This is a genomic window from Kocuria sp. KD4 (genome assembly GCF_011769905.1).
In the GTDB taxonomy this organism is placed as follows: Bacteria; Actinomycetota; Actinomycetes; order Actinomycetales; family Micrococcaceae; genus Kocuria; species Kocuria marina.
This window is the reverse complement of the sequence record NZ_CP050449.1, coordinates 2228836-2247471: the sequence shown is the minus strand read 5'-3', so window position 1 is coordinate 2247471 and position 18636 is coordinate 2228836. Positions and strand designations below refer to the sequence as shown.

The window sequence follows — 18636 nt, the reverse complement described above, 5'->3', positions numbered from 1 at the left end:
ATCGGTGGGTTTCTTCAGCGACTACAGGGCCACGCGCCGCGACGAACGTGAACTGGGCGAGGGCGTCTGGCGCCGGGCCCACGACCGCTTCAAGCGCGGCCTGGACCGCTACCACCAGATCCTGGAATCCGTGCGCGACCCCGAACTGCGCGCCGCCGCCGTGCCGGTGGCCAACGACCTCGCGGACCTATTGCCCAGGGTGCGCGCCGTGTGCATGGAAGCGCACGTGCGCGCCCCATCGCGCTCGCAGGACATCCCGCACTCCACGGACGGTTACCTCTCGGACGTGCACCGGCAGCTCTCCCGGGCCGGCAATTCCATGGCTCAGGCCGCGGAGGCGCTCACCATGGCGCGGTTCGCCGCGGGTTCCCATGCCCATTCGTCCGCGTCGGGTATGGCGGGGGAGGGGACGTCTGGTCTCGTGGGTGAGCCAGGTTCCGGGAGCGACGCCGCTGGGTCCCCCGAGCAGCTCTCGGCACCATCGCAGGGTGTGAGCGCCATCCAACGCCGCTCAACGGTCGTGACGGAGTACGTAACTGCGGCGGAGCGGCTGCTCGGTGAGCATGCGGAGCACTCGCCGGAGGATTGAGGGTCCCACCGGGTAACGGGTGTGTGACCGGACCCGTTACGTCTCTCGGGATGGTTGACGTTCCCCTGGGTGGTTGACGTTCACGTCGGATGAGCGGTGTCTCAGAGGTATTGCACCCTTAGCGCACCCGATGCCCGCAGGCAACAAATGCGGGTGTGGACGGTGGCGTCTCAGGCTCGGGAGGGGCTCCGGGGGTTCCCCTTGCCCGTCGGTCGTGGATCTCGGCCGATTGAAGGAACCCCCGGGGCGCCATGGTGTCCCCTGTCCTGGATCATTGGGCAGCCAGAGCCACAACGTCCTGACACATATGTTATGGAACAGCGTTGCGTTTAGGAAGTACTGCGCGAAATCGTTGCCAATATGTTACCGGCATAAGGACCCACAGGCCTGAAACCACAGATGCCGGCCGGCGGAGGGTGGGTGACAGGGGCCGGCCGCACTAGACAGGGAGCAGGCGCGGAAATGACGATCCCCGCCCTCCGCGCAACAGGCCCTGCCGGGGAGAACGGGGATGGTCCATGGAGCCGCCTGCCGGAATCGAACCGGCGACCTATTCATTACGAGTGAATCGCTCTACCGACTGAGCTAAGGCGGCGTGACCGGGACCATTGCGGCCCAGATGCACCCGGAAACAGTATCAGATCGGGCCGGAACACCACCAATCACGGATCACCCGGGTACAGGGGCCGGTGGTCGCGTGGATGGCACCCGGCGGCGGGCCTCAGTCACCGCACGTGGCACCCTCGTCCGGCAGGGTGCCGTCCAGGAGGTAGTCGTCCACGGCGCGGGTCACGCAGGGGTTGCCGGAGGTGTAGGCGGTGTGCCCGTACCCCTCGTGGGTGAGCAGACGGGCGTCGCCCATCTGCTGCTGCAGGGAATGGGCCCACGGGTACGGGGTGGCGGGATCGTGGGTCGTGCCGATCACCAGGGTGGGAGTCTCCAGATCCGCCCGATACGTGTCCAAGGGCTTGACGGGCTTGTCCGGCCAGCCCTGGCACGCGGCCGCACCATAACCCAGGTAGGGACCGAACGTGGGGGCCTGCTGGGTCATCTCACGGGCCGCCCGGGCCATCTGTTCGTCCGTGACGCCGTTGGAGACCGTGTCCAGGCAGGAGACCGCCGTGAACGCCATGGACACGTTGGACGTGTACTTCCCGGAGGGTTCACGCCCGTGGTTGGAATCGGAGAACGCCATGAGCGCGTCCAGGTTGCCGTCCAGGGCCTGCTGCAGGGCGGAGTTCAGCTGCGGGTACGAGGCGGTCGAGTAGAGGGGGACCAGGATCCCCTCGATCGCATTGGTCGGCGTCACGGAGCGTCCGTCCGAGACCGTGGGGCGATCCTGGGCCACCGAGCGCAACATGCGCTGGATGGTGGCCATCCCCGCGTCCACGTCCGCGCCGGCCACGGCGCAGTCGTTGTTCGTCTCCTGGCAGTCGGCCACGAAGTGGCGCAGGTTGTCCTCGAAGCCCTTGGCCTGCGCGAGCGTGGTGGCGCGATCGTCCAGGGTGGGGTCCACGGCGCCGTCCAACACCATGCGACCGGCACGCTGGGGGAACAGGTGCGCGTACGTGGCGCCGATCTCGGTGCCGTAGGAGAACCCCAGGTAGTGGGTCGTGGGCTGGTCCAGGACGGCGCGCAGGACGTCCAGGTCCCGGGCCACGCTCTGGGTGTCCATGTGGGAGACCACGGCCGAGGAGTGCTCGTGGCACTTCTCACCGATCTGCCGGGAGCTCTGCCGCACCTCGTCCAGGGACTGCCGGCGCGGGTCGAAGGCCGGTTCGGAACGCCACTGGTCCATCTCCCGATCCGTGAGACAGCGGATCCCGTCCGAACGGTCCACACCGCGGGGGTCGAACCCCACGAGGTCGTACTTCCTGCGCACCTCCTTGGCCGTGAAGTAGTCTGCGGAGCCCATCATGTCCACGCCGGATCCGCCCGGCCCGCCGGGGTTGAGGAACAGGGCACCCACGGGGGAGGAACCGGTGGCCTTCAACCGGGCGATCTCCACGGTGGTGTCACCGGCGGAGGGGTTCGCGTAGTCCACGGGGACCGCGATGCCCGCGCACTCCAGACCGCTCGGGAACTGTTGCCGTTCGGAGGTCTTGGTGCACTCCCGCCACTGCGGCGTCTGGGTGTAGTAGGACGTCAGCGCGGAGTCCACGCCGGAGGTGACGTCCGGGTCCGCGCTGCCCCGGGCGCCGGACCCCCGGGAGGGATCGGCGCACGCGGTCAAGGCCAGCGCGGCGGTGCACAGCAGGACGGCCAGGCGGCGGGGGAGGGAACGGTTCACGGGGTCCTCTCGGCTCAGACGATGGCCACCATCATGGCCTCGAACGCGAGTTGTGCGCTGACGTTGGTGCGGATGCGGCGCCGGGTCTCGCTGATCACGTCGATCTTGTGCAAGGTGTGCTCGGCGGTGGTGTTGGTCGCGTACCCGTGGATCTGCTCACCCAGGTGTTGGTTGATCAGGGCCGTCCCGGTGTCGAGCTGAACGCTCAGCACGTCCCGGTAGAACGTGGTGAGGTCGATCAGGAAGCGGTCCAGGGTGTCGGTCTGGATGCGCCGGGAGCGTCGCTTCTGATCGGCTTCGAGCCGGTTGAGGGCACCCCGGATGGCGGGTGGCACACGGCCGGTTTCGGGGGCACCCATGGCCGCGAGCAACTGCTCGCGTTCCTCGTTGTTGCGGGCCTCGGCGTCCGCGGTGGACTCGTCCACGGCGAGGCGGTGCAAGCGGTCCGCGGCCTTGACCGCCCGGGTCACCCCGTGCATGGACAGCGGCAGGGAGACGACCTCCTGGCGGCGGGTGCGGGCGTCGTCGTACAGGGCGAGTCGCGTGGCCACGCCCACGTGGCACTGGGACAACCGCGCGCACTCGATGGCGCGCTGCTCCGGGACCCCGTGCCGGGCCACGAGCAACCGGGCGACGTCCTCGGGGGACGGGACCTTGAGGGTCACGGGGCGGCAGCGGGAACGGATGGTCACGAGCACGTCCATGGGGGAGGGGGCGCACAACAACCAGATGGTGTGCGGAGGGGGTTCCTCGATGCTCTTGAGCATCACGTTGGAGGTGCGCTCGGTCATCCGGTCGGCGTCCTCGACGATCATGATCCGCCACGAGCCCACGGAGGGCCGGTCCTGCGCCTTGACCACGAGCTCGCGGGCTTCCTCGATGCTGATCTGCGGGTTCTCCGTGACGAAATGGGTCACGTCCGCGTGGGTCCCGGCGAACGCCGTGCGACACGCGTGGCACGCGCCGCAGCCCGTGCCGTGCTCGCACAACAGCGCTGCGGCCAGGGCGCGCGCGGCCGTGGAGCGACCGGAGCCCGGGGGCCCGGTGAACAGCCACGCGTGGGTCGGGTCGTTGTCGCGCGCCGCGCGTTGTAACTGCTCCACCACGCGGGGCTGACCGACGACCTCGTCCCACACGCTCACGCGGAGACCTCTGTGCGCTCGGCGAGGATCCCGGTGACCCGGTCCACGATCGCGTCCGTGAGCTCGGCCGCGGGCGCGGACGCGTCCAGGACCAGGTAGCGGGAGGGTTCATGCGCGGCGAGCTCGCGGAAGGCCGCGTTGACGGCGTCGTGGAACGCCCGCGCCTCGGACTCCATGCGGTCCGTGGCCAGGGCGCGCTCGCGGCGTCGGGCCTCGGCGGTGGTCTGGTCCACGTCCAACAGCACGGTGAGCTCCGGGACGAGACCCTGCACGGCCCACCGGTTCAGTTCGAGCACGCGTTCGGTGCCCAGCCCGCGTCCCGCCCCCTGGTACGCCACGGAGGAGTCCACGAACCGGTCGCAGATCACGACCTCCCCGCGCTCGAGGGCGGGGCGGATCCTGCGCGCCACGTGGTCCGCGCGCGCGGACGCGAACAACAGTGCCTCGGTCACCGCGGACACCGGCGCGTGGGAAGGATCGAGCACGAGCGCGCGCACCGATTCCGCGAGGGGTGTGCCCCCGGGCTCGCGCGTGAGCGTCACGGTACGACCGTCGCGGCGCAGGGCGGCCACCAGCGCCGCAGCCTGGGTGGACTTCCCGGCGCCGTCACCGCCTTCGAACACGATGAGGGCCCCGCCCGCTGATTGCTTCACGCCCCCACTGTAGCGATCGCACCCGACAGCTACAGCGGTGCCGTGGGCGTCCACAGGACGGGCCGCACGGCGCCGCGGGATTAGGCTGGAGCAATGCGTAAAGACACCGTGGTGGTCGCCGGCGGCCGCCCCGACCACGAACACGACGCGCCCGTGAACCCGCCCGTGGTGCTGACCTCCACCTACCGGGGCACCGGGGAGCTCGACCCCGCGGACCGCACCTACGCGCGGTTGACCAACCCCACGTGGGAGGCGTTCGAGGACGTCCTGGCCCAGCTCGAGGAGGCCCCGTGCCCCGCGTTGTCCTACGCGTCCGGGCTCGCCGCGATCACCGCGGTGCTCACCCTCGTGCCCGTGGGCGGCACGCTCGTGCTGCCGCGCCACAGCTACCAGGGCAGCGTGGCACTCGCGCACACATGGCAGGAGCGCGGCATCTTCACGGTGCGCACCGTGGACATCACGGACACCGAGGCCACCTCCGCGGCACTCGACGGCGCGGACATGCTCTGGGTCGAGAGCCCCACCAACCCCATGCTCGAGATCGCGGACGTGCCCGCACTCGTGCGCGCCGCACGGGAAAAGGGGGTGCTCACGTGCGTGGACAACACGTTCGCCACGCCCCTGCTGCAGCGTCCCCTGGGCGTAGGGGCGGATCTGGTGGTGCATTCCGCGACCAAGTACATCGCCGGTCACTCGGACGTGTTGATGGGTGCGGTGCTGTGCGCCACGCCCGAGTTGCGGCAACGGCTGCATTCCCAGCGATCTCTCGAGGGCGGGATCCCCGGGCCCTTCGAGGCGTGGCTCGCGCTGCGCGGCGTGCGTACCCTCGCGGTGCGCGTGGAGCGTTCCATGGCCACCGCCGCGGAACTGGCCCGCCGGCTCGAGGCCCATCCCGCCGTGGCCCACGTGCGCTACCCGGGCCTCGCGTCCGATCCCGGCCACGAGCGCGCCGCCGCGCAATTGCAGGGCGGTTTCGGTTCGGTGATCTCGGTGGTCCCCCACGGCGACGTCGCTGCGGCCGAACGTCTCCTGACGGACCTTCGCGTGTGGACCCCCGCCACGTCCCTGGGCGGGGTGGAGTCCTTGATCGAGCGGCGTCGTCGCCACCACGACGAACCGGAGACCGTCCCCGAGAACCTGCTGCGCCTGTCCGTGGGGATCGAGAACGTGGAGGACCTCTGGGAGGACCTCCGGGCCGGACTCGACGCGCTCGCGGATCGATAGACTGACCCCGTGACTTCCATTCCTTGGGCCATCGTTCTGGCGAACTACCTGGACTACGCCATCACCCTGGTGGTGGCCGTCCTCGCGCTGCTCGCGGTGTTCGACTGCTTGCGGCGTTCGGCGGTGCAGTTCGAACGCGCGTGGAAGCGGACCAAGACGTTCTGGCTCGCCCTGACCGGTGGTGCCGCGGTGGTGTCCGTGTTCAGTGCAGTGTTCTCCACCCTCGCGCTGCTGGCCGTGGGTGTCCCGGGGACCGGCTCGTTGATCCTCATGCTGATCGCCGCGACGATCACCGGGGTGTACCTCGCGGACGTGCGCCCCGCTGTCTCGGGCGAGTCCAAGAACCCCGGGTACTAGTAGTAGGCACTTACCGTTCGAGGTCTCTCCCGGAGCGCATGTCGAGCCACCGTGGGGTCGACCTCCCACGGGCTCGGTGGGTCAGCCCTCGACGCGCCATCCCGGTTCGTCCGGCGCGACCGCGGACCACGGCACCGTGAGTTCCCCGAACCGCCACCGGTGGGGCCCGTGCAGTAGGGGCCACCCGGCGGCGCGCAGGTCCCGGCACATCGCCGTCCAGCGCTGTCGATGACCGAATGGTGACAGGGCCGCGTTGGCCAGCCACGCGGCGTCGGCGGCCGCGAGGAATGCGTGGACCCGCTCGCCCGGGACGTTACGGTGGATCAACGCCTTGGGCAGTCGCGCGGCCACGTCCGAGGGCACGGTGAACGCACCTGGACGCATACTCACGGTGAAGGTGCGGGGGCCCTCCACGGTGCAACACAACCACGTGGCCAGGCGCCCGATCTCGTCGCACGTGCCGTCCATCAGGACCCCGTTCGGCGCGAGCCGCCCGCACGCGAGGTGCCACGCGGCGGGGACCTCTTCCACCGGGTACTGCCGCAGCACGTTGAACGCGCGTACGAAGACCGGGGAGCGTGACCCCGAGGGGATCTCGAAGCCCCCGCACCGGAAGGACAGCCCCGGGCGGGTGTGGGGTTGGGCCGCGGCCACCCGGTCCGGGTCGATCTCGATGCCCATGACCTCCACGTCCGGGCGCACCGTGCGCGCCCGCTGCCACAGCTCGACCGCGGTGATCGGGGCCGCCCCGAACCCCAGGTCCACGAGCAGGGGGTCGTATGCCCGGCGCACGAGCGGGGCCAGGACCCCGGTGAGGTACCGGTCCGCGCGCCGGAGGCGGTTCGGGTTCGTGGTCCCGCGGGTGATCGATCCCACGGGGCGGGGCTGGGTTGGCACACCCACACTGTAGTGCGCACGTCACGACACGCGTTCCCTCGGTGGCCCCGGGGTGGGACAATGGCCCCATGGCTAACGATTCCGCTACCCACAAGCTCATCCTGCTGCGCCACGGTCAGTCCGACTGGAACGAGAAGAACCTGTTCACGGGCTGGGTGGACGTCCCGCTCACGGACAGGGGCCGCGCCGAGGCCACCCGCGGCGGTGAACTGATCGCCGAGAACCAGCTGCTGCCGGACGTGGTGCACACGTCCCTGTTGCGCCGCGCCATGAACACCGCCAACCTCGCGCTCGACGCCGCGGACCGCCTCTGGATCCCCGTCAAGCGGTCGTGGCGGCTCAACGAGCGCCACTACGGTGCCCTGCAGGGCAAGAACAAGGCGGAGATCCGCGAGCAGTACGGCGAGGAACAGTTCATGGTCTGGCGCCGTTCCTACGACACCCCGCCGCCCGCCCTGGACGATTCCTCCGAGTGGTCGCAAGCCGGGGATCCCCGCTACGCGGACGTCGCCGACCTGCCCCGCACCGAGTGCCTCAAGGACGTCCTGGAGCGGTTCCTGCCGTACTGGGAGGAGCAGATCGTCCCCGATCTCAAGAGCGGCAGGACGGTCCTCGTGGCCGCGCACGGCAACTCGCTGCGCGCACTCGTCAAGCACCTGGACGGCATCTCGGACGACGACATCGCCGGGCTGAACATCCCCACGGGCATCCCGCTGTACTACGAGCTGGATCAGAACCTCAAGCCCGTGACCCCCGGTGGGCGCTACCTGGACCCGGACGCCGCCGCCGAGTCCATCCAGGCCGTGGCTAACCAGGGCAAGAAGTAACCCTTCTGGCACCGTGAAGAATCCCCGGCACACTTCGGTGCCGGGGATTCTCATTGTCGCCGTGTCTCGCGGGGCCGCGTGTACGCCGCCGTTCGGAGCGATCGGACGACGCCGCTCGGGCCGGTCCCCGGATGATCCCACCCGGGGCGCGCCGTCACGGGTTCCGGCGGCTCACGCCACCGGGACCCGCACCGCTCACTCGCCGGCGTCGGCGCCGATGTGTCCGTGGCCGGTGGGGTGGCTGTCGGTCGCGGGGGCCCAGTCGCCGGTCACGAGGTAGGAGACCTTGCGGGCCACGGAGACGCCGTGGTCACCGATGCGTTCGAGGTAGCGGGACGCGAGCGTGACGTCCACCGCGGTGGGCACGGAGGAATCCCAGTCGGGATCCGCGAGCATCTCGAACACCTGCTGGTGCTTGAGGTTCAGCTCGGACTTCAGGGCGAAGATCTGGTCCGCCTCGGAGATGTCCCGGTCCTCGAGCGCGGAGATCACGCGCTCGACCAGACGCGCGTCGATGTCGAACATCTCCTCGAAGTGCCCGCGCATGGCCTCGGGCAGGACGGGCTCGGGGAAGCGCAACCGGGCCAGCTGGGCCAGGTGACGGGCCAGGTCGCCCATGCGCTCGAGCGAGGCACTCATACGCAACGCGCCCACGATCATGCGCAGGTCGGAGGCCACGGGGGACTGCAGGGCCAGGATGTCGATGGAACGCTCATCGAGATCGTTCTGCAGGAAGTCGATGCGAGCGTCGTTGGAGATGACCTCTTCGGCCACCTGGATGTCGGCGTCGAGGAATGCGGTGCGAGCGCTGTCCAATGCCTGCTGCACGAGCGTGGCGATCTGAATCAGCTCCTCACCGACCTGGTGGAGCTCAGCCTGGAAAACCTTACGCACAGGGGGCGTCCTTTCGTTCATGGCAAGTCCTGGTCCGTAGCCTACGCGGGTTGAGTGGGCCGGGTGCCATCGGGATGTCATCGGGGGAGCGGCACGACGAATTCGCACGCGCCCGACCAGGTTCACAGGCTGCCGTGAACGAATCGTCATCCCCAGGTGAACGTTCGTTGAACCGGCCCCCACGGGGCGCGGATGACCGGGGTGCGTCCGGGCGGGCCGTCTAAGCTGACACCGTGAGCGATACGTCGATTGCCCTGCTGGCCGGTTTCATCGGCTTCTTGCTCGGCATCAGCGGGGTGATCGCCGTGCGGGTGAGCCAGCGGCGTCGTCATTCGCTGGCGGACGTCCAGGAACCCACGCTGCCCGAGGGCACCGCGGAGATCCTCGCGGCACTGGGCCTCGCGTACGTCGTGGTCGACGGCGTGGACGGCGTCGTGCGCGCGTCCCCCGCGTCCTACGCGTACGGGATTGTGCGCGGGCACACGGTGGTGCACCAGGACCTGCTGGAGATGATCCGCAATACGCGCCGCAACGGCGTCGTGGAGGAGAAGCGCCTGGAGCTGACCCGCGGGCAGTTCCAACACGGGTCGATCGTGCTGGACGTGCGGGTCGTGACCATCGCGGACGAGTACATCCTGTTGCTCGCGGATGACCAGACCGAGATCGTGCGCGCCCAGTCCATCCGCACCGACTTCGTGGCCAACGTCTCCCACGAGTTGAAGACGCCCGTGGGCGCCATCAGCCTGTTGTCCGAGGCCATCGAGGACGCCGCGGAGGACCAGGACGCGGTCCGCCACTTCGCCGCGAGCCTGCAGCGCGAGTCCATGAGGCTGAGTGCGCTCGTGCAGGACATCATCGAACTGTCCCGGTTGCAGGCCACGGACGTGGTGGCCAAAGGCACTGCCGTGGATCTTAACCGCGCGGTGCGTGAGGCCGTGGACCGGAACAAACTGGCCGCGGAGGCCAAGAACATCAGCATCAAGGTGGGCGGGCGGATCGAGACCCCCGTGTTCGGGGACCCGGACATGCTCGTGACCGCGGTGCGCAACCTGATCGACAACGCCGTGCGGTACTCCCCGGAGAACACCCGCGTGGGCATCGGCCTGCGGGAGCGGGAGGGGATGGCGCACATCACCGTCACGGATCAGGGCCCCGGCATCACGGAGACCGAGCAGGACCGGATCTTCGAACGTTTCTACCGGGTGGACAGCGCTCGGTCCCGCCAGACCGGGGGTACCGGTCTGGGATTGAGCATCGTCAAACACGTCATGGCGCAGCACGGCGGGGAGGTCTCCGTGTGGTCCCAGCCGGGCCGGGGGTCCACGTTCACCCTCGTGCTGCCGCCCATGGAGGAACTCGAGGACCAGGCGGAGCCCCCGCGCGGAGGGCTGCGTAAACAGCGAGTGGAGGAGCGCGCGTGACCCAGATTCTCATGATCGAGGACGAGGAATCCCTGAGCGACCCGTTGGCGTACCTGCTGGGCCGTGAGGGGTTCGAGGTCACCGTGGTCGCGGACGGGCTCGAGGCCGTGGCGCAGTTCGACCGCACGGGGGCGGACCTCGTCCTGTTGGACCTCATGCTGCCCGGCCAGTCAGGGACCGAGGTCTGCAAACAGATCCGGCAGCGCTCCACGGTCCCGATTATCATGCTCACCGCCAAGGACGCGGAGATTGACAAGGTGCTCGGGTTGGAGCTCGGCGCGGACGACTACGTGACCAAGCCGTATTCGTCGCGCGAACTCGTGGCGCGGATCCGGGCGGTGCTGCGGCGGCATTCCGAACCGGAGGAACTGATCACGGCCACGGTCGCCGCGGGTCCCGTGCGGATGGACGTCGAGCGTCACGTGGTCCACGTGGGCGGGGAGCCGGTGGCCATGCCGCTCAAGGAGTTCGAACTGCTGGAGATGCTGCTGCGCAACGCGGGCCGCGTGCTCACCCGGGGCCAGCTCATCGACCGGGTGTGGGGTTCCGACTACGTGGGGGACACCAAGACCCTGGACGTGCACATCAAGCGGCTGCGTTCCAAGGTGGAACCGGAGCCGTCCGCGCCGCAGCACATCGTGACCGTGCGCGGTCTCGGGTACAAGTTCGAGCCCTGATCCCGACGCCTCCACGGAGCGGCACCCGTATGACGGAAGAACCGCACCCTTAGCAGGGTGCGGTTCTTACGTCTGTACACCGGTCTGAGAAAGCGAGCGCCCGGACCCTCGTGTCCGGGGCCCGGGCGCTCGCTCGATCGCGCCGGTTGGCGCGGGTGGTGTGAGGGGTCAGTGCCCGCCGTGCGCCTCGCCCGCGGGGGCCGGGGTGTTGGAGGGGTTGGCCGGGGTGGACGGTGCGCCGCCGGGCACGAAGGATGCGTAGCGCGGGTAGGTGTGGTCCAGGACGGGGACCTGGGTGGTCTGGTCCTGGTCGTCCGCCGTGAACGTGGTGTCCACCATCAGGCCGGGGTTCGCGCCGGCTCGGTCCAACAGCACGGGCCGGGACTTCTCGAGCACGACCTCCTGGTTGGCGGGGACCTCCACGCTCGCGCGGGCGCCGTTGGCGTCCATGGTGACGGTCTCAGTCTGGTCGCCGGTGTTGATCAGGGTGCCCAGCACGCGGCCCTCGGAGTTCTCGTCCTCGGCGACGACCAGGATGTTGCGCAGCTGGACGTCACCCAGGTCCATCTGGATCCCGTCCGTCGGGGCGTAGCTGTCCATGGTGGCCTGCGGGCTGATGTACGCGCACCCGCTCACACCGGTCAGGACGGCGAGTGCCGCCGCACCCATTCCGAGGTGCTGCAACTTCTTGTGGGCGGCGTTCTTCACGGCACGAACTCCTCGGGCTCTCTGACAGCGGGTGCAAAATCTGCAGTCAGTCTATCGGTTTGGCCACGGATCGTCTGCATCCGCGCCCCGTTCGTGGCGCGCCCGTGGGCCCGTGGTGTGCGCGCTATGGAGTGACGACGACGCCGCACGGCCGGGTCACGCACACCCGCCCGGGCGCTGCCCGGGTGGCCTCCATAAGGCCCCGTGATGCGGTCCGTGGAGCGGCCACGGACGGGGCTCGCGGAAAGGTGGGCAATCATACACCGTGGTAGACTTGGCGGGCTGAAAGGGGTTTGTGCATGGTTTTTGAGGTTGGCGAAACGGTTGTCTATCCGCACCACGGTGCCGCAACTATCGAGGAGATCAAGACTCGAACCATCAAAGGTGAGGAGAAGATGTATCTCCGGTTGAAGGTCACCCAGGGCGATCTCATGATCGAGGTCCCGGCGGAGAACGTCGATCTCGTGGGTGTGCGGGACGTCGTGGACGAGGAAGGCCTCAAGGAGGTCATCGCGGTCCTGCAGGCCAAGGACGCCGAGGAAGCCTCCAACTGGTCGCGCCGCTACAAGGCCAACCTCGAGAAGCTCGCCTCCGGCGACGTCCTCAAGGTCGCCGAGGTCGTGCGTGATCTGTGGCGCCGCGATCGCGGCAAGGGCCTCTCCGCCGGCGAGAAGCGCATGCTGACCAAGGCCCGCCAGATCCTCACCTCCGAGCTGGCACTGGCCAAGAAGATCGACGAGGAAGAAGCGGAGAAGCGCCTGGACGACATCCTGTCCGCGGCCTGATTCCCGTAGCACGTCTTCGTGTCCCAGATTTCCGACCTCGCGAGCCCGTCCGCCATGGACGGGCTCGCCGTCATTGTCGTGGCCGCCGGTTCCGGCACGCGGCTCGGGTACGGGATGCCCAAGGCGCTCGTCCCCGTGGCCGGTCGACCGATCCTGGAGCACGCGCTTGCCACGGTGTGCGGGACCCTGCCCGGTGCCGCGGTGATCGTGACCGTGCCCGCCGGAGACACGGACCTCACGGCCGTCGCGCGCGCCGCGGGGGCCGCGGCCGTGACCGGGGGTGCCACACGCGCCCAGTCGGTCGCGGCAGCACTGACCGCCCTGCCCGCGGGTGTCACCCACGTCCTGGTGCACGACGCCGCTCGCTGTCTCACTCCGCCCGCCGTCCTCGAGCGGGTGGTCACCGCCCTGCATACGGGTGCACAGGCCGTGGTTCCCGTGACCCCGGTGACCGACACCGTGCGCGGGGTGGACACCCACGGGCGCAGTACCGGGACGGTGGACCGGGCGGGGCTGCGCAGCGTCCAGACACCCCAGGGTTTCCACCGTGCACTGCTCGAACGGGTGAACCGCGCGGCCGGTCTGCTCCCGGACGGCCCACTGGACGCCACGGGGGAGGACCCCCAGCTCGGGCACAGCGTTCGAACGGCAGAGGCGGCCACTACGGTGACGGGTTCCGCAGGGGATCCCGAAGGCATCACGGACGATGCGAGTCTTGTGGAACTGTTCGCCCCCGAGCACCCCGTGGAGTTCGTGGCCGGGGACGAGGAGTCCTTCAAGATCACCCGTCCCCTGGACCTCGTACTCGCCCACGCGATCGTGCGTGAGCGGGACTCGGCCCGTCCGGCACAATGGCCGCATGAGTGACGCAACCCCAGGCCCCGCCGATCCATCGACCCCGGAACCCCGGCCGTCCCCCGTCCCGCTCGTGGGGATCGGGGTGGATGTGCACGCCTTCGGCCCGGAGGGCACTCCGCTGTGGATCGCCGGACTCATGTGGCCCGGCGAGCGGGGACTGAGCGGGCACTCGGACGGGGACGTCGTGGCACACGCCGCGGCGGACGCGCTGTTCTCCGCGGCCGGCGTGGGGGACCTGGGAGCGCACTTCGGAACGGACCGCCCGGAGTTCGCCGGGGCCTCGGGGTGTCGGATCCTCTCGGAGGCAGTGCGGATCGTGACCGAGGCCGGCTTCCGGGTGGGCAATGTCTCCGTCCAGCTCGTGGGCGACCGACCCAAGTTCTCCCCGCGGCGGGACGAGGCCGCCGCGGTGCTCACGGAAGCGGCCGGCGCGCCGGTGCACCTGAGCGCGACCACCACGGACGCCCTGGGGCTCACGGGCCGGGGCGAGGGTCTCGCGGCGATCGCCACCGCGATCGTGTTCCCGCGCGGCTGAGCCCAAACGGGCGGCGACCGAGCCCACCGGCCGCAACCCAGCAGACCGGTCGAGTCCACCGGGGGGGGCGCCAGTAGTGCCGGCCGACCGAACCCGCCCGCCGCGAGCGTGCGGCGCCACCCCGTTAGACTGGCAGGGTGACTTTGCGCTTCTACGACACCGCTTCCGCGACCGTCAAGGACTTCGTCCCCGTGCGACCCGGCGAGGCGGGCCTCTACTACTGCGGTGCCACGGTGCAGGGCGCACCGCACATCGGCCACGTGCGTTCCGCGCTCGTGTTCGACATCCTGGCCCGCTGGCTGCGCTTCCGTGGCTACGAGGTCACCACGGTGCGCAACGTGACGGACATCGACGACAAGATCCTGGCCAACGCGCACGCCTCGTTCGAGAACGACTACCAGGGTGACCACCCGCGCGAACCGTGGTGGGCGCTGGCCTACCGGTTCGAGGGTGTGTTCGGGCGGGCCTACGCCGCGCTCGGTATCGAGGCCCCCACGTACGAACCCCGGGCCACGGGCCACGTCCCGGAGATGCACTCGCTGATCCAGGAGCTGATCGACGCCGGGCACGCGTACCCCGCACTCGACGATTCCGGCGACGTCTACTTCGACGTCCGTTCGTGGCCCCGCTACGGCGAACTCACCCGGCAACGCGTGGAGGACATGCAGGACGCCCCGGACGCCGATCCCCGCGGCAAGCGCGATCCCCGCGACTTCGCGCTGTGGAAGGGACACAAGGAGGGCGAACCCGCCACGGCGTCGTGGGATTCCCCGTGGGGCCGCGGCCGCCCCGGCTGGCACCTGGAGTGCTCGGCCATGGCCCACAAATACCTGGGCGCGCACTTCGACATCCACGGCGGTGGCCTAGACCTGCGCTTCCCGCACCACGAGAACGAGCTCGCCCAGTCCACCGCGGCGGGCCGCCCGTTCGCCAACTTCTGGTTGCACAACGGGCTCGTGACGTACGAGGGCGAGAAGATGTCCAAGTCGATCGGCAACACGGTCTCCCCGGCGAGCATGCTCGAGGAAGCACGGCCGCTCGCCGTGCGCTACTACCTGGGCCAGGCCCACTACCGTTCCGTGCTGGACTACCGGCCCACGTCCCTGCGGGAGGCCACCGCCGCCGTCGAGCGCGTGGAAGCCGTCCTCGCGGCCGCGCAGCATTCCGGACTCAGCGTGTCCTGGGAGCACATGGATGTGCCTGAGGAGTTCGTCGCGGTCATGGACGACGACCTCAACGTGCCCCGTGCGCTCGCGGTGCTGCACGAGACGGTGCGCGCGGCCAACACGGCTCTCTCGGGCCCGGAGGCCTCGACCGCCCAGCCGCTCGTCTCCGCGATCGCGGGCATGTCCGACGTCCTGGGATTGCTCCCCTTGATGAGTCTCGACGGCGCTCGGGACGCCGACGGCGCCGAGCACCGCGCGCTCGACTCCCTCGTCCAGGACCTGCTGGCCCAGCGTGCCGCCGCGCGTGAGGCGAAGGACTGGGCGCTCGCGGACCGGATCCGGGACCAGCTGGCCGCTGCTGGCGTCGTCGTGAAGGACGGCGCCCGGGGGTCCGAGTGGTCCGTGGGGGAATGAGCCTGGCCTAAACTGGAGCCAGATCGCCGACCACCCCGGGGCGGCCCGCGGGCCGTGACCCGTGACAGACACGGAGTATTGACCATGGCCCAGAAGAACCGACCCGGAGCCACGCGCAAGAAGAAGGGTCCGGTCGTGGGTAGCGGCGGCCAGCGCCGCAAGGGCCTGGAGGGCCGCGGCCCCACGCCCAAGGCCGAGGACCGCGTCTACCACAAGGCGTACAAGGCCAAGCAGGCGGTCGCGCGCAAGCAGCAGAACCTGCACCGGCGTCCGTCCCGCACGGGGTCCGGGCCCATCAAGGAGGACCTCGTCACGGGGCGCAATGCCGTGCTGGAGGCCCTGCGCGCCGGGGTGCCCGCCAAGACGTTGTTCGTGGCCACCAAGATCGAGATGGACGACCGCGTCAAGGACATCCTGCAGTTGTGCGCCGAGGCCCAGGTGCCCACGCTCGAGGCCTCGCGCGGCGAGCTGGACCGGCTCTCCGCGGACGCGATCCATCAGGGTGTGGTGCTGCAGGTCCCGCCGTACGACTACCAGGACGCGGACGAGCTCGCGGCCTCCCTCATGGCCGACCGGGGCGATGATTCCCGCCCGCCCCTGCTCATCGCGGCGGACGGGATCACCGATCCCCGCAACCTGGGTGCGATCATCCGCAGCGTCTCCGCGTTCGCCGGGGACGGGGTCATCCTGCCCGAGCGCCGCTCCGCCGGGGTCACGGCCACGGCGTGGAAGACGAGTTCGGGTGCTGCGGCGCGCGTCCCCGTGGCCAAGGCCACGAACCTCACGCGCACGCTCGAGAACTGCAAGAAGCAGGGCTACTTCGTGGTCGGCCTCGACGGCGGCGGGGACGTGGACCTGCCGCAGCTCGAGTTGGCCACCGAGCCCCTCGTGGTGGTCGTGGGTTCCGAGGGCAAGGGCCTGTCCCGCCTGGTGACAGAGCACTGCGACGCGATCGTGTCGATCCCCATCGAATCCGCGATGGAGTCCCTCAACGCGTCCATGGCGGTGGGGATCACGCTGTACGAGATCGCGCGCCGGCGTGCAAGCGCGTAGTTATCCGCTGGGCGTCCACCCCTCCCCGTCCGGGGACGGGACCGCCAACGTCGCGGTCTACGCCCCGGGACTGACCGAGGTGGACCTCATGTTCCGGCGCCCCGGTGAATCGTGGCAGCGGTTACGGCTCGCGGGGGAGAACCACGGGATCCATTACGCGACCGTCTCGCGCCCACGCCATGTGCCGGAGGTGGAACTCACCCCGGGCGAGCTCGCACGGGACGTGTGTCCCGCGATGCCCGAGGGAACCGAGTACGGATTCGTGAGTGCCCGGCCCGAGGGCAGTCCCGTGCCGGATCCGGCGTACGAACCGGTCCTGCTGGACCCCTACGGGCGGGGACTGACGCGTGTGGCGCCACCGCGCGACGTCGTCAATCCCGGCGCGGACGCCTACGGCGGGGAGTACGTCTCCGTGGTGGTCGCCCAGGACCACGAGTGGCGCGACCACGACCGGCCCCGGCCGGCGTGGCGCGAGACCGTGATCTACGAGGCCCACGTGAAGGGCCTCACCATGCTGCACCCGGGGATCCCTCACGAGCTGCGCGGCACCTACGCGGGACTCGCGCACCCCGTGATGCTCGAGTACCTGCGCAGCCTGGGGATCACCGCGGTGGAGCTGTTGCCCGTGCACGCCCACCTGGACGAGGCCCACCTGACCGCGAACGGGCTCACCAACTACTGGGGGTACAACACCCTCGCGTTCTTTGCACCCCATGCGGGGTACGCGACCAAGGCCGCCCAGGAGGCCGGGCCCACCGCGGTGCTCAACGAGTTCAAGGCCGCCGTGGACGCCTTGCACGGCGCGGGGCTGCAGGTGTTCCTGGACGTCGTGTACAACCACACCGCAGAAGGCGGACCCACGCAGCGCCCGTACTGCTGGCGCGGGCTCGGGGACTGGGAGTACTACCGCCACGACGAGCACGGCAACTACGTGGACGTGACCGGGTGCGGCAATTCCATGGATTTCGGCAACCCCCAGGTCGTGCGCATGGCTCTGGACTCCCTGCGCTACTGGGTCACGCAGTGCCACGTGGACGGCTTCCGCTTCGACCTGGCCCCCGAACTGGGCCGCGACGAGCACCACCACTTCACGCGCAACCACCCGTTCTTCGTGGCGATCGCCGCGGATCCGGTGCTGCAGGGCGTGCGGATGATCTCCGAACCGTGGGACGTGGGCGCCGGTGGCTGGCAGACCGGGCGCTTCCCCACCGGCTGGGCGGACTGGAACGACCACTACCGGGACACCGTGCGGGACTTCTGGCTCTCGGGTCAGCGCACCATGCGTCGCGGGGGCGGTGGGGGCACCGCCGGTCGGCTCGCCGGGGCGATCTCCGGGTCCGCGGACCTGTTCGCCCCGCACGGGCGCACCACACTGGCCTCGGTCAACTTCATCACCGCGCACGACGGGTTCACGCTCTACGACCTCACGGCGTACGACGCCAAGCACAACGAGGCCAACCGCGAGAACAACGCGGACGGCACCAACGACAACCACTCGTGGAACCACGACCACGAGGGCTTCTCCCCGGACGTGCGCGTGCGGGCCGCCCGCGCGGCCACCGCGCGCAACATGATGGCCACCCTGTTGTTCTCGCAGGGCATCCCCATGATCACCGCGGGGGACGAGCTGTTGCGCTCCCAGGAGGGCAACAACAACGCGTACTGCCAGGACAACCGGCTCTCGTGGGTGGACTGGCGACTCACACCCCTGGATCGGTCCATGCTACGCACGACCCAGCGGCTCATCCGGATCCGCCGGGCCTTCCTGGCGAGCCAACCCCGGGACTTCCCCACGCGCCCCCGGGACGTGGTGCTCAATTGGTACGCGAGTTCCGGGGAGCCCATGAGCGACGATCTGTGGCAGACGGACGGGGTCCGTGCGCTGCAGATCGTGCTCGGCGCGCGCGGGGGTGACCTCGCGGGACTGTTCGTGCTCAACGGCACCGCATCGCCCGTGGCCGCGGTGTTGCCGCGCTTCGAGAACCTGGCCGGCTCGGACGTGGAGGGGGCCTCGTACCGGCTCGTGCTCGCCACGGACCCTCAGCTCGACGAACTGACCGGCAACCGATGGCGTGCCGGGGAGGAGCTCACGGTCCCGGCACAGAGCATCGCGATGTTCGCGATCGCGTGAACCGGGCGGGCCGGA

General features: G+C 69.8%; 18 protein-coding genes and 1 tRNA gene. 12 read left to right on the top strand and 7 right to left on the bottom strand.

Annotation, left to right across the window (positions count from 1 at the left end):
• Window positions 1-4 precede the first annotated feature (4 nt).
• Complete coding sequence (locus tag HBK84_RS10050) at window positions 5-589, top strand: hypothetical protein (protein ID WP_167318803.1); 585 nt, start codon at window positions 5-7, stop codon at window positions 587-589.
• Window positions 590-1108: 519 nt separating this feature from the next.
• Here HBK84_RS10050 and HBK84_RS10045 read toward each other — a convergent pair.
• The 4 genes from HBK84_RS10045 to tmk all read right to left on the bottom strand — a co-directional run bounded on the left by HBK84_RS10045 (window position 1109) and on the right by tmk (window position 4674).
• Window positions 1109-1184 (bottom strand) — tRNA-Thr (locus tag HBK84_RS10045).
• Window positions 1185-1310: 126 nt separating this feature from the next.
• Window positions 1311-2879, bottom strand: a complete 1569-nt coding sequence (locus tag HBK84_RS10040; protein ID WP_167318802.1) for an alpha/beta hydrolase — start codon at window positions 2877-2879, stop codon at window positions 1311-1313.
• 14 nt (window positions 2880-2893) lie between these two features.
• On the bottom strand, window positions 2894-4021 hold the full coding sequence (locus tag HBK84_RS10035; protein ID WP_167318801.1) for a DNA polymerase III subunit delta': 1128 nt from the start codon (window positions 4019-4021) through the stop codon (window positions 2894-2896).
• Window positions 4018-4674, bottom strand: coding sequence for a dTMP kinase (gene tmk, locus HBK84_RS10030; RefSeq protein WP_167318800.1), 657 nt, complete (start codon window positions 4672-4674; stop codon window positions 4018-4020). Before tmk ends, HBK84_RS10035 begins: the two co-directional genes overlap by 4 nt.
• A 93-nt stretch (window positions 4675-4767) precedes the next feature.
• Between tmk and HBK84_RS10025 the strand changes: the two genes are divergently transcribed.
• Window positions 4768-5898: a PLP-dependent aspartate aminotransferase family protein gene (locus HBK84_RS10025; protein ID WP_085108318.1), complete on the top strand. Its 1131-nt coding sequence runs from the start codon at window positions 4768-4770 to the stop codon at window positions 5896-5898.
• 9 nt (window positions 5899-5907) lie between these two features.
• Window positions 5908-6255: a DUF2516 family protein gene (locus tag HBK84_RS10020; RefSeq protein WP_167318799.1), complete on the top strand. Its 348-nt coding sequence runs from the start codon at window positions 5908-5910 to the stop codon at window positions 6253-6255.
• A gap of 81 nt (window positions 6256-6336) precedes the next feature.
• Here HBK84_RS10020 and HBK84_RS10015 read toward each other — a convergent pair whose 3' ends face one another.
• Entirely contained in the window at window positions 6337-7152 is an 816-nt protein-coding gene (locus HBK84_RS10015; RefSeq protein ID WP_167318798.1) for a class I SAM-dependent methyltransferase, read from the bottom strand.
• 68 nt (window positions 7153-7220) lie between these two features.
• Between HBK84_RS10015 and HBK84_RS10010 the strand changes: the two genes are divergently transcribed.
• A complete protein-coding gene (locus HBK84_RS10010; protein ID WP_167318797.1) occupies window positions 7221-7979 on the top strand; it encodes a phosphoglyceromutase in 759 nt (252 codons plus the stop codon).
• A 195-nt stretch (window positions 7980-8174) separates the two neighbouring features.
• Here HBK84_RS10010 and phoU read toward each other — a convergent pair whose 3' ends face one another.
• Complete coding sequence (gene phoU / locus HBK84_RS10005) at window positions 8175-8873, bottom strand: phosphate signaling complex protein PhoU (protein WP_167318796.1); 699 nt, start codon at window positions 8871-8873, stop codon at window positions 8175-8177.
• A gap of 233 nt (window positions 8874-9106) precedes the next feature.
• On the opposite strand from phoU, the gene HBK84_RS10000 reads away from it, so the two are divergent.
• Window positions 9107-10294, top strand: a complete 1188-nt coding sequence (locus tag HBK84_RS10000) for a cell wall metabolism sensor histidine kinase WalK (protein ID WP_167318795.1) — start codon at window positions 9107-9109, stop codon at window positions 10292-10294.
• A gap of 11 nt (window positions 10295-10305) precedes the next feature.
• A complete protein-coding gene (locus HBK84_RS09995) occupies window positions 10306-10971 on the top strand; it encodes a response regulator transcription factor (RefSeq protein WP_241247156.1) in 666 nt (221 codons plus the stop codon).
• A 168-nt stretch (window positions 10972-11139) separates the two neighbouring features.
• On the opposite strand, the gene HBK84_RS09990 is transcribed toward HBK84_RS09995, so the two are convergent.
• Window positions 11140-11679 carry a hypothetical protein gene (locus HBK84_RS09990; RefSeq protein WP_082943372.1) on the bottom strand — a complete coding sequence of 180 codons (540 nt, stop codon included), beginning with the start codon at window positions 11677-11679 and terminating at the stop codon, window positions 11140-11142.
• 299 nt (window positions 11680-11978) lie between these two features.
• On the opposite strand from HBK84_RS09990, the gene HBK84_RS09985 reads away from it, so the two are divergent.
• From HBK84_RS09985 to glgX, 6 genes are all read left to right on the top strand, one after another.
• The gene (locus tag HBK84_RS09985; RefSeq protein ID WP_064846759.1) at window positions 11979-12464 is read left to right on the top strand and encodes a CarD family transcriptional regulator; all 486 of its coding nucleotides are present in this window, start codon (window positions 11979-11981) and stop codon (window positions 12462-12464) included.
• An 18-nt stretch (window positions 12465-12482) separates the two neighbouring features.
• Window positions 12483-13331: a 2-C-methyl-D-erythritol 4-phosphate cytidylyltransferase gene (locus tag HBK84_RS09980; RefSeq protein ID WP_240918956.1), complete on the top strand. Its 849-nt coding sequence runs from the start codon at window positions 12483-12485 to the stop codon at window positions 13329-13331.
• Window positions 13324-13857 (top strand): 2-C-methyl-D-erythritol 2,4-cyclodiphosphate synthase, encoded by a 534-nt coding sequence (gene ispF, locus HBK84_RS09975; protein ID WP_144932129.1) that lies wholly within the window; start codon window positions 13324-13326, stop codon window positions 13855-13857. Before HBK84_RS09980 ends, ispF begins: the two co-directional genes overlap by 8 nt.
• Window positions 13858-13994: 137 nt before the next feature.
• Window positions 13995-15437: a cysteine--tRNA ligase gene (cysS, locus tag HBK84_RS09970; protein ID WP_085108332.1), complete on the top strand. Its 1443-nt coding sequence runs from the start codon at window positions 13995-13997 to the stop codon at window positions 15435-15437.
• Between the two features lie 84 nt (window positions 15438-15521).
• Window positions 15522-16490, top strand: coding sequence for a 23S rRNA (guanosine(2251)-2'-O)-methyltransferase RlmB (rlmB, locus tag HBK84_RS09965; RefSeq protein WP_085108335.1), 969 nt, complete (start codon window positions 15522-15524; stop codon window positions 16488-16490).
• Window positions 16477-18621 (top strand): glycogen debranching protein GlgX, encoded by a 2145-nt coding sequence (gene glgX, locus HBK84_RS09960; RefSeq protein WP_167318794.1) that lies wholly within the window; start codon window positions 16477-16479, stop codon window positions 18619-18621. Before rlmB ends, glgX begins: the two co-directional genes overlap by 14 nt.
• Window positions 18622-18636 lie beyond the last annotated feature (15 nt).

Coding starts and splice junctions, on each gene's coding strand:
- HBK84_RS10025 (WP_085108318.1), top strand. CDS start 4,768: ATGCGTAAAGACACCGTGGTGGTCGCCGGCGGCCGCCCCGACCACGAA.
- ispF (WP_144932129.1), top strand. CDS start 13,324: ATGAGTGACGCAACCCCAGGCCCCGCCGATCCATCGACCCCGGAACCC.
- HBK84_RS09995 (WP_241247156.1), top strand. CDS start 10,306: ATGATCGAGGACGAGGAATCCCTGAGCGACCCGTTGGCGTACCTGCTG.
- HBK84_RS09985 (WP_064846759.1), top strand. CDS start 11,979: ATGGTTTTTGAGGTTGGCGAAACGGTTGTCTATCCGCACCACGGTGCC.
- HBK84_RS10010 (WP_167318797.1), top strand. CDS start 7,221: ATGGCTAACGATTCCGCTACCCACAAGCTCATCCTGCTGCGCCACGGT.
- rlmB (WP_085108335.1), top strand. CDS start 15,522: ATGGCCCAGAAGAACCGACCCGGAGCCACGCGCAAGAAGAAGGGTCCG.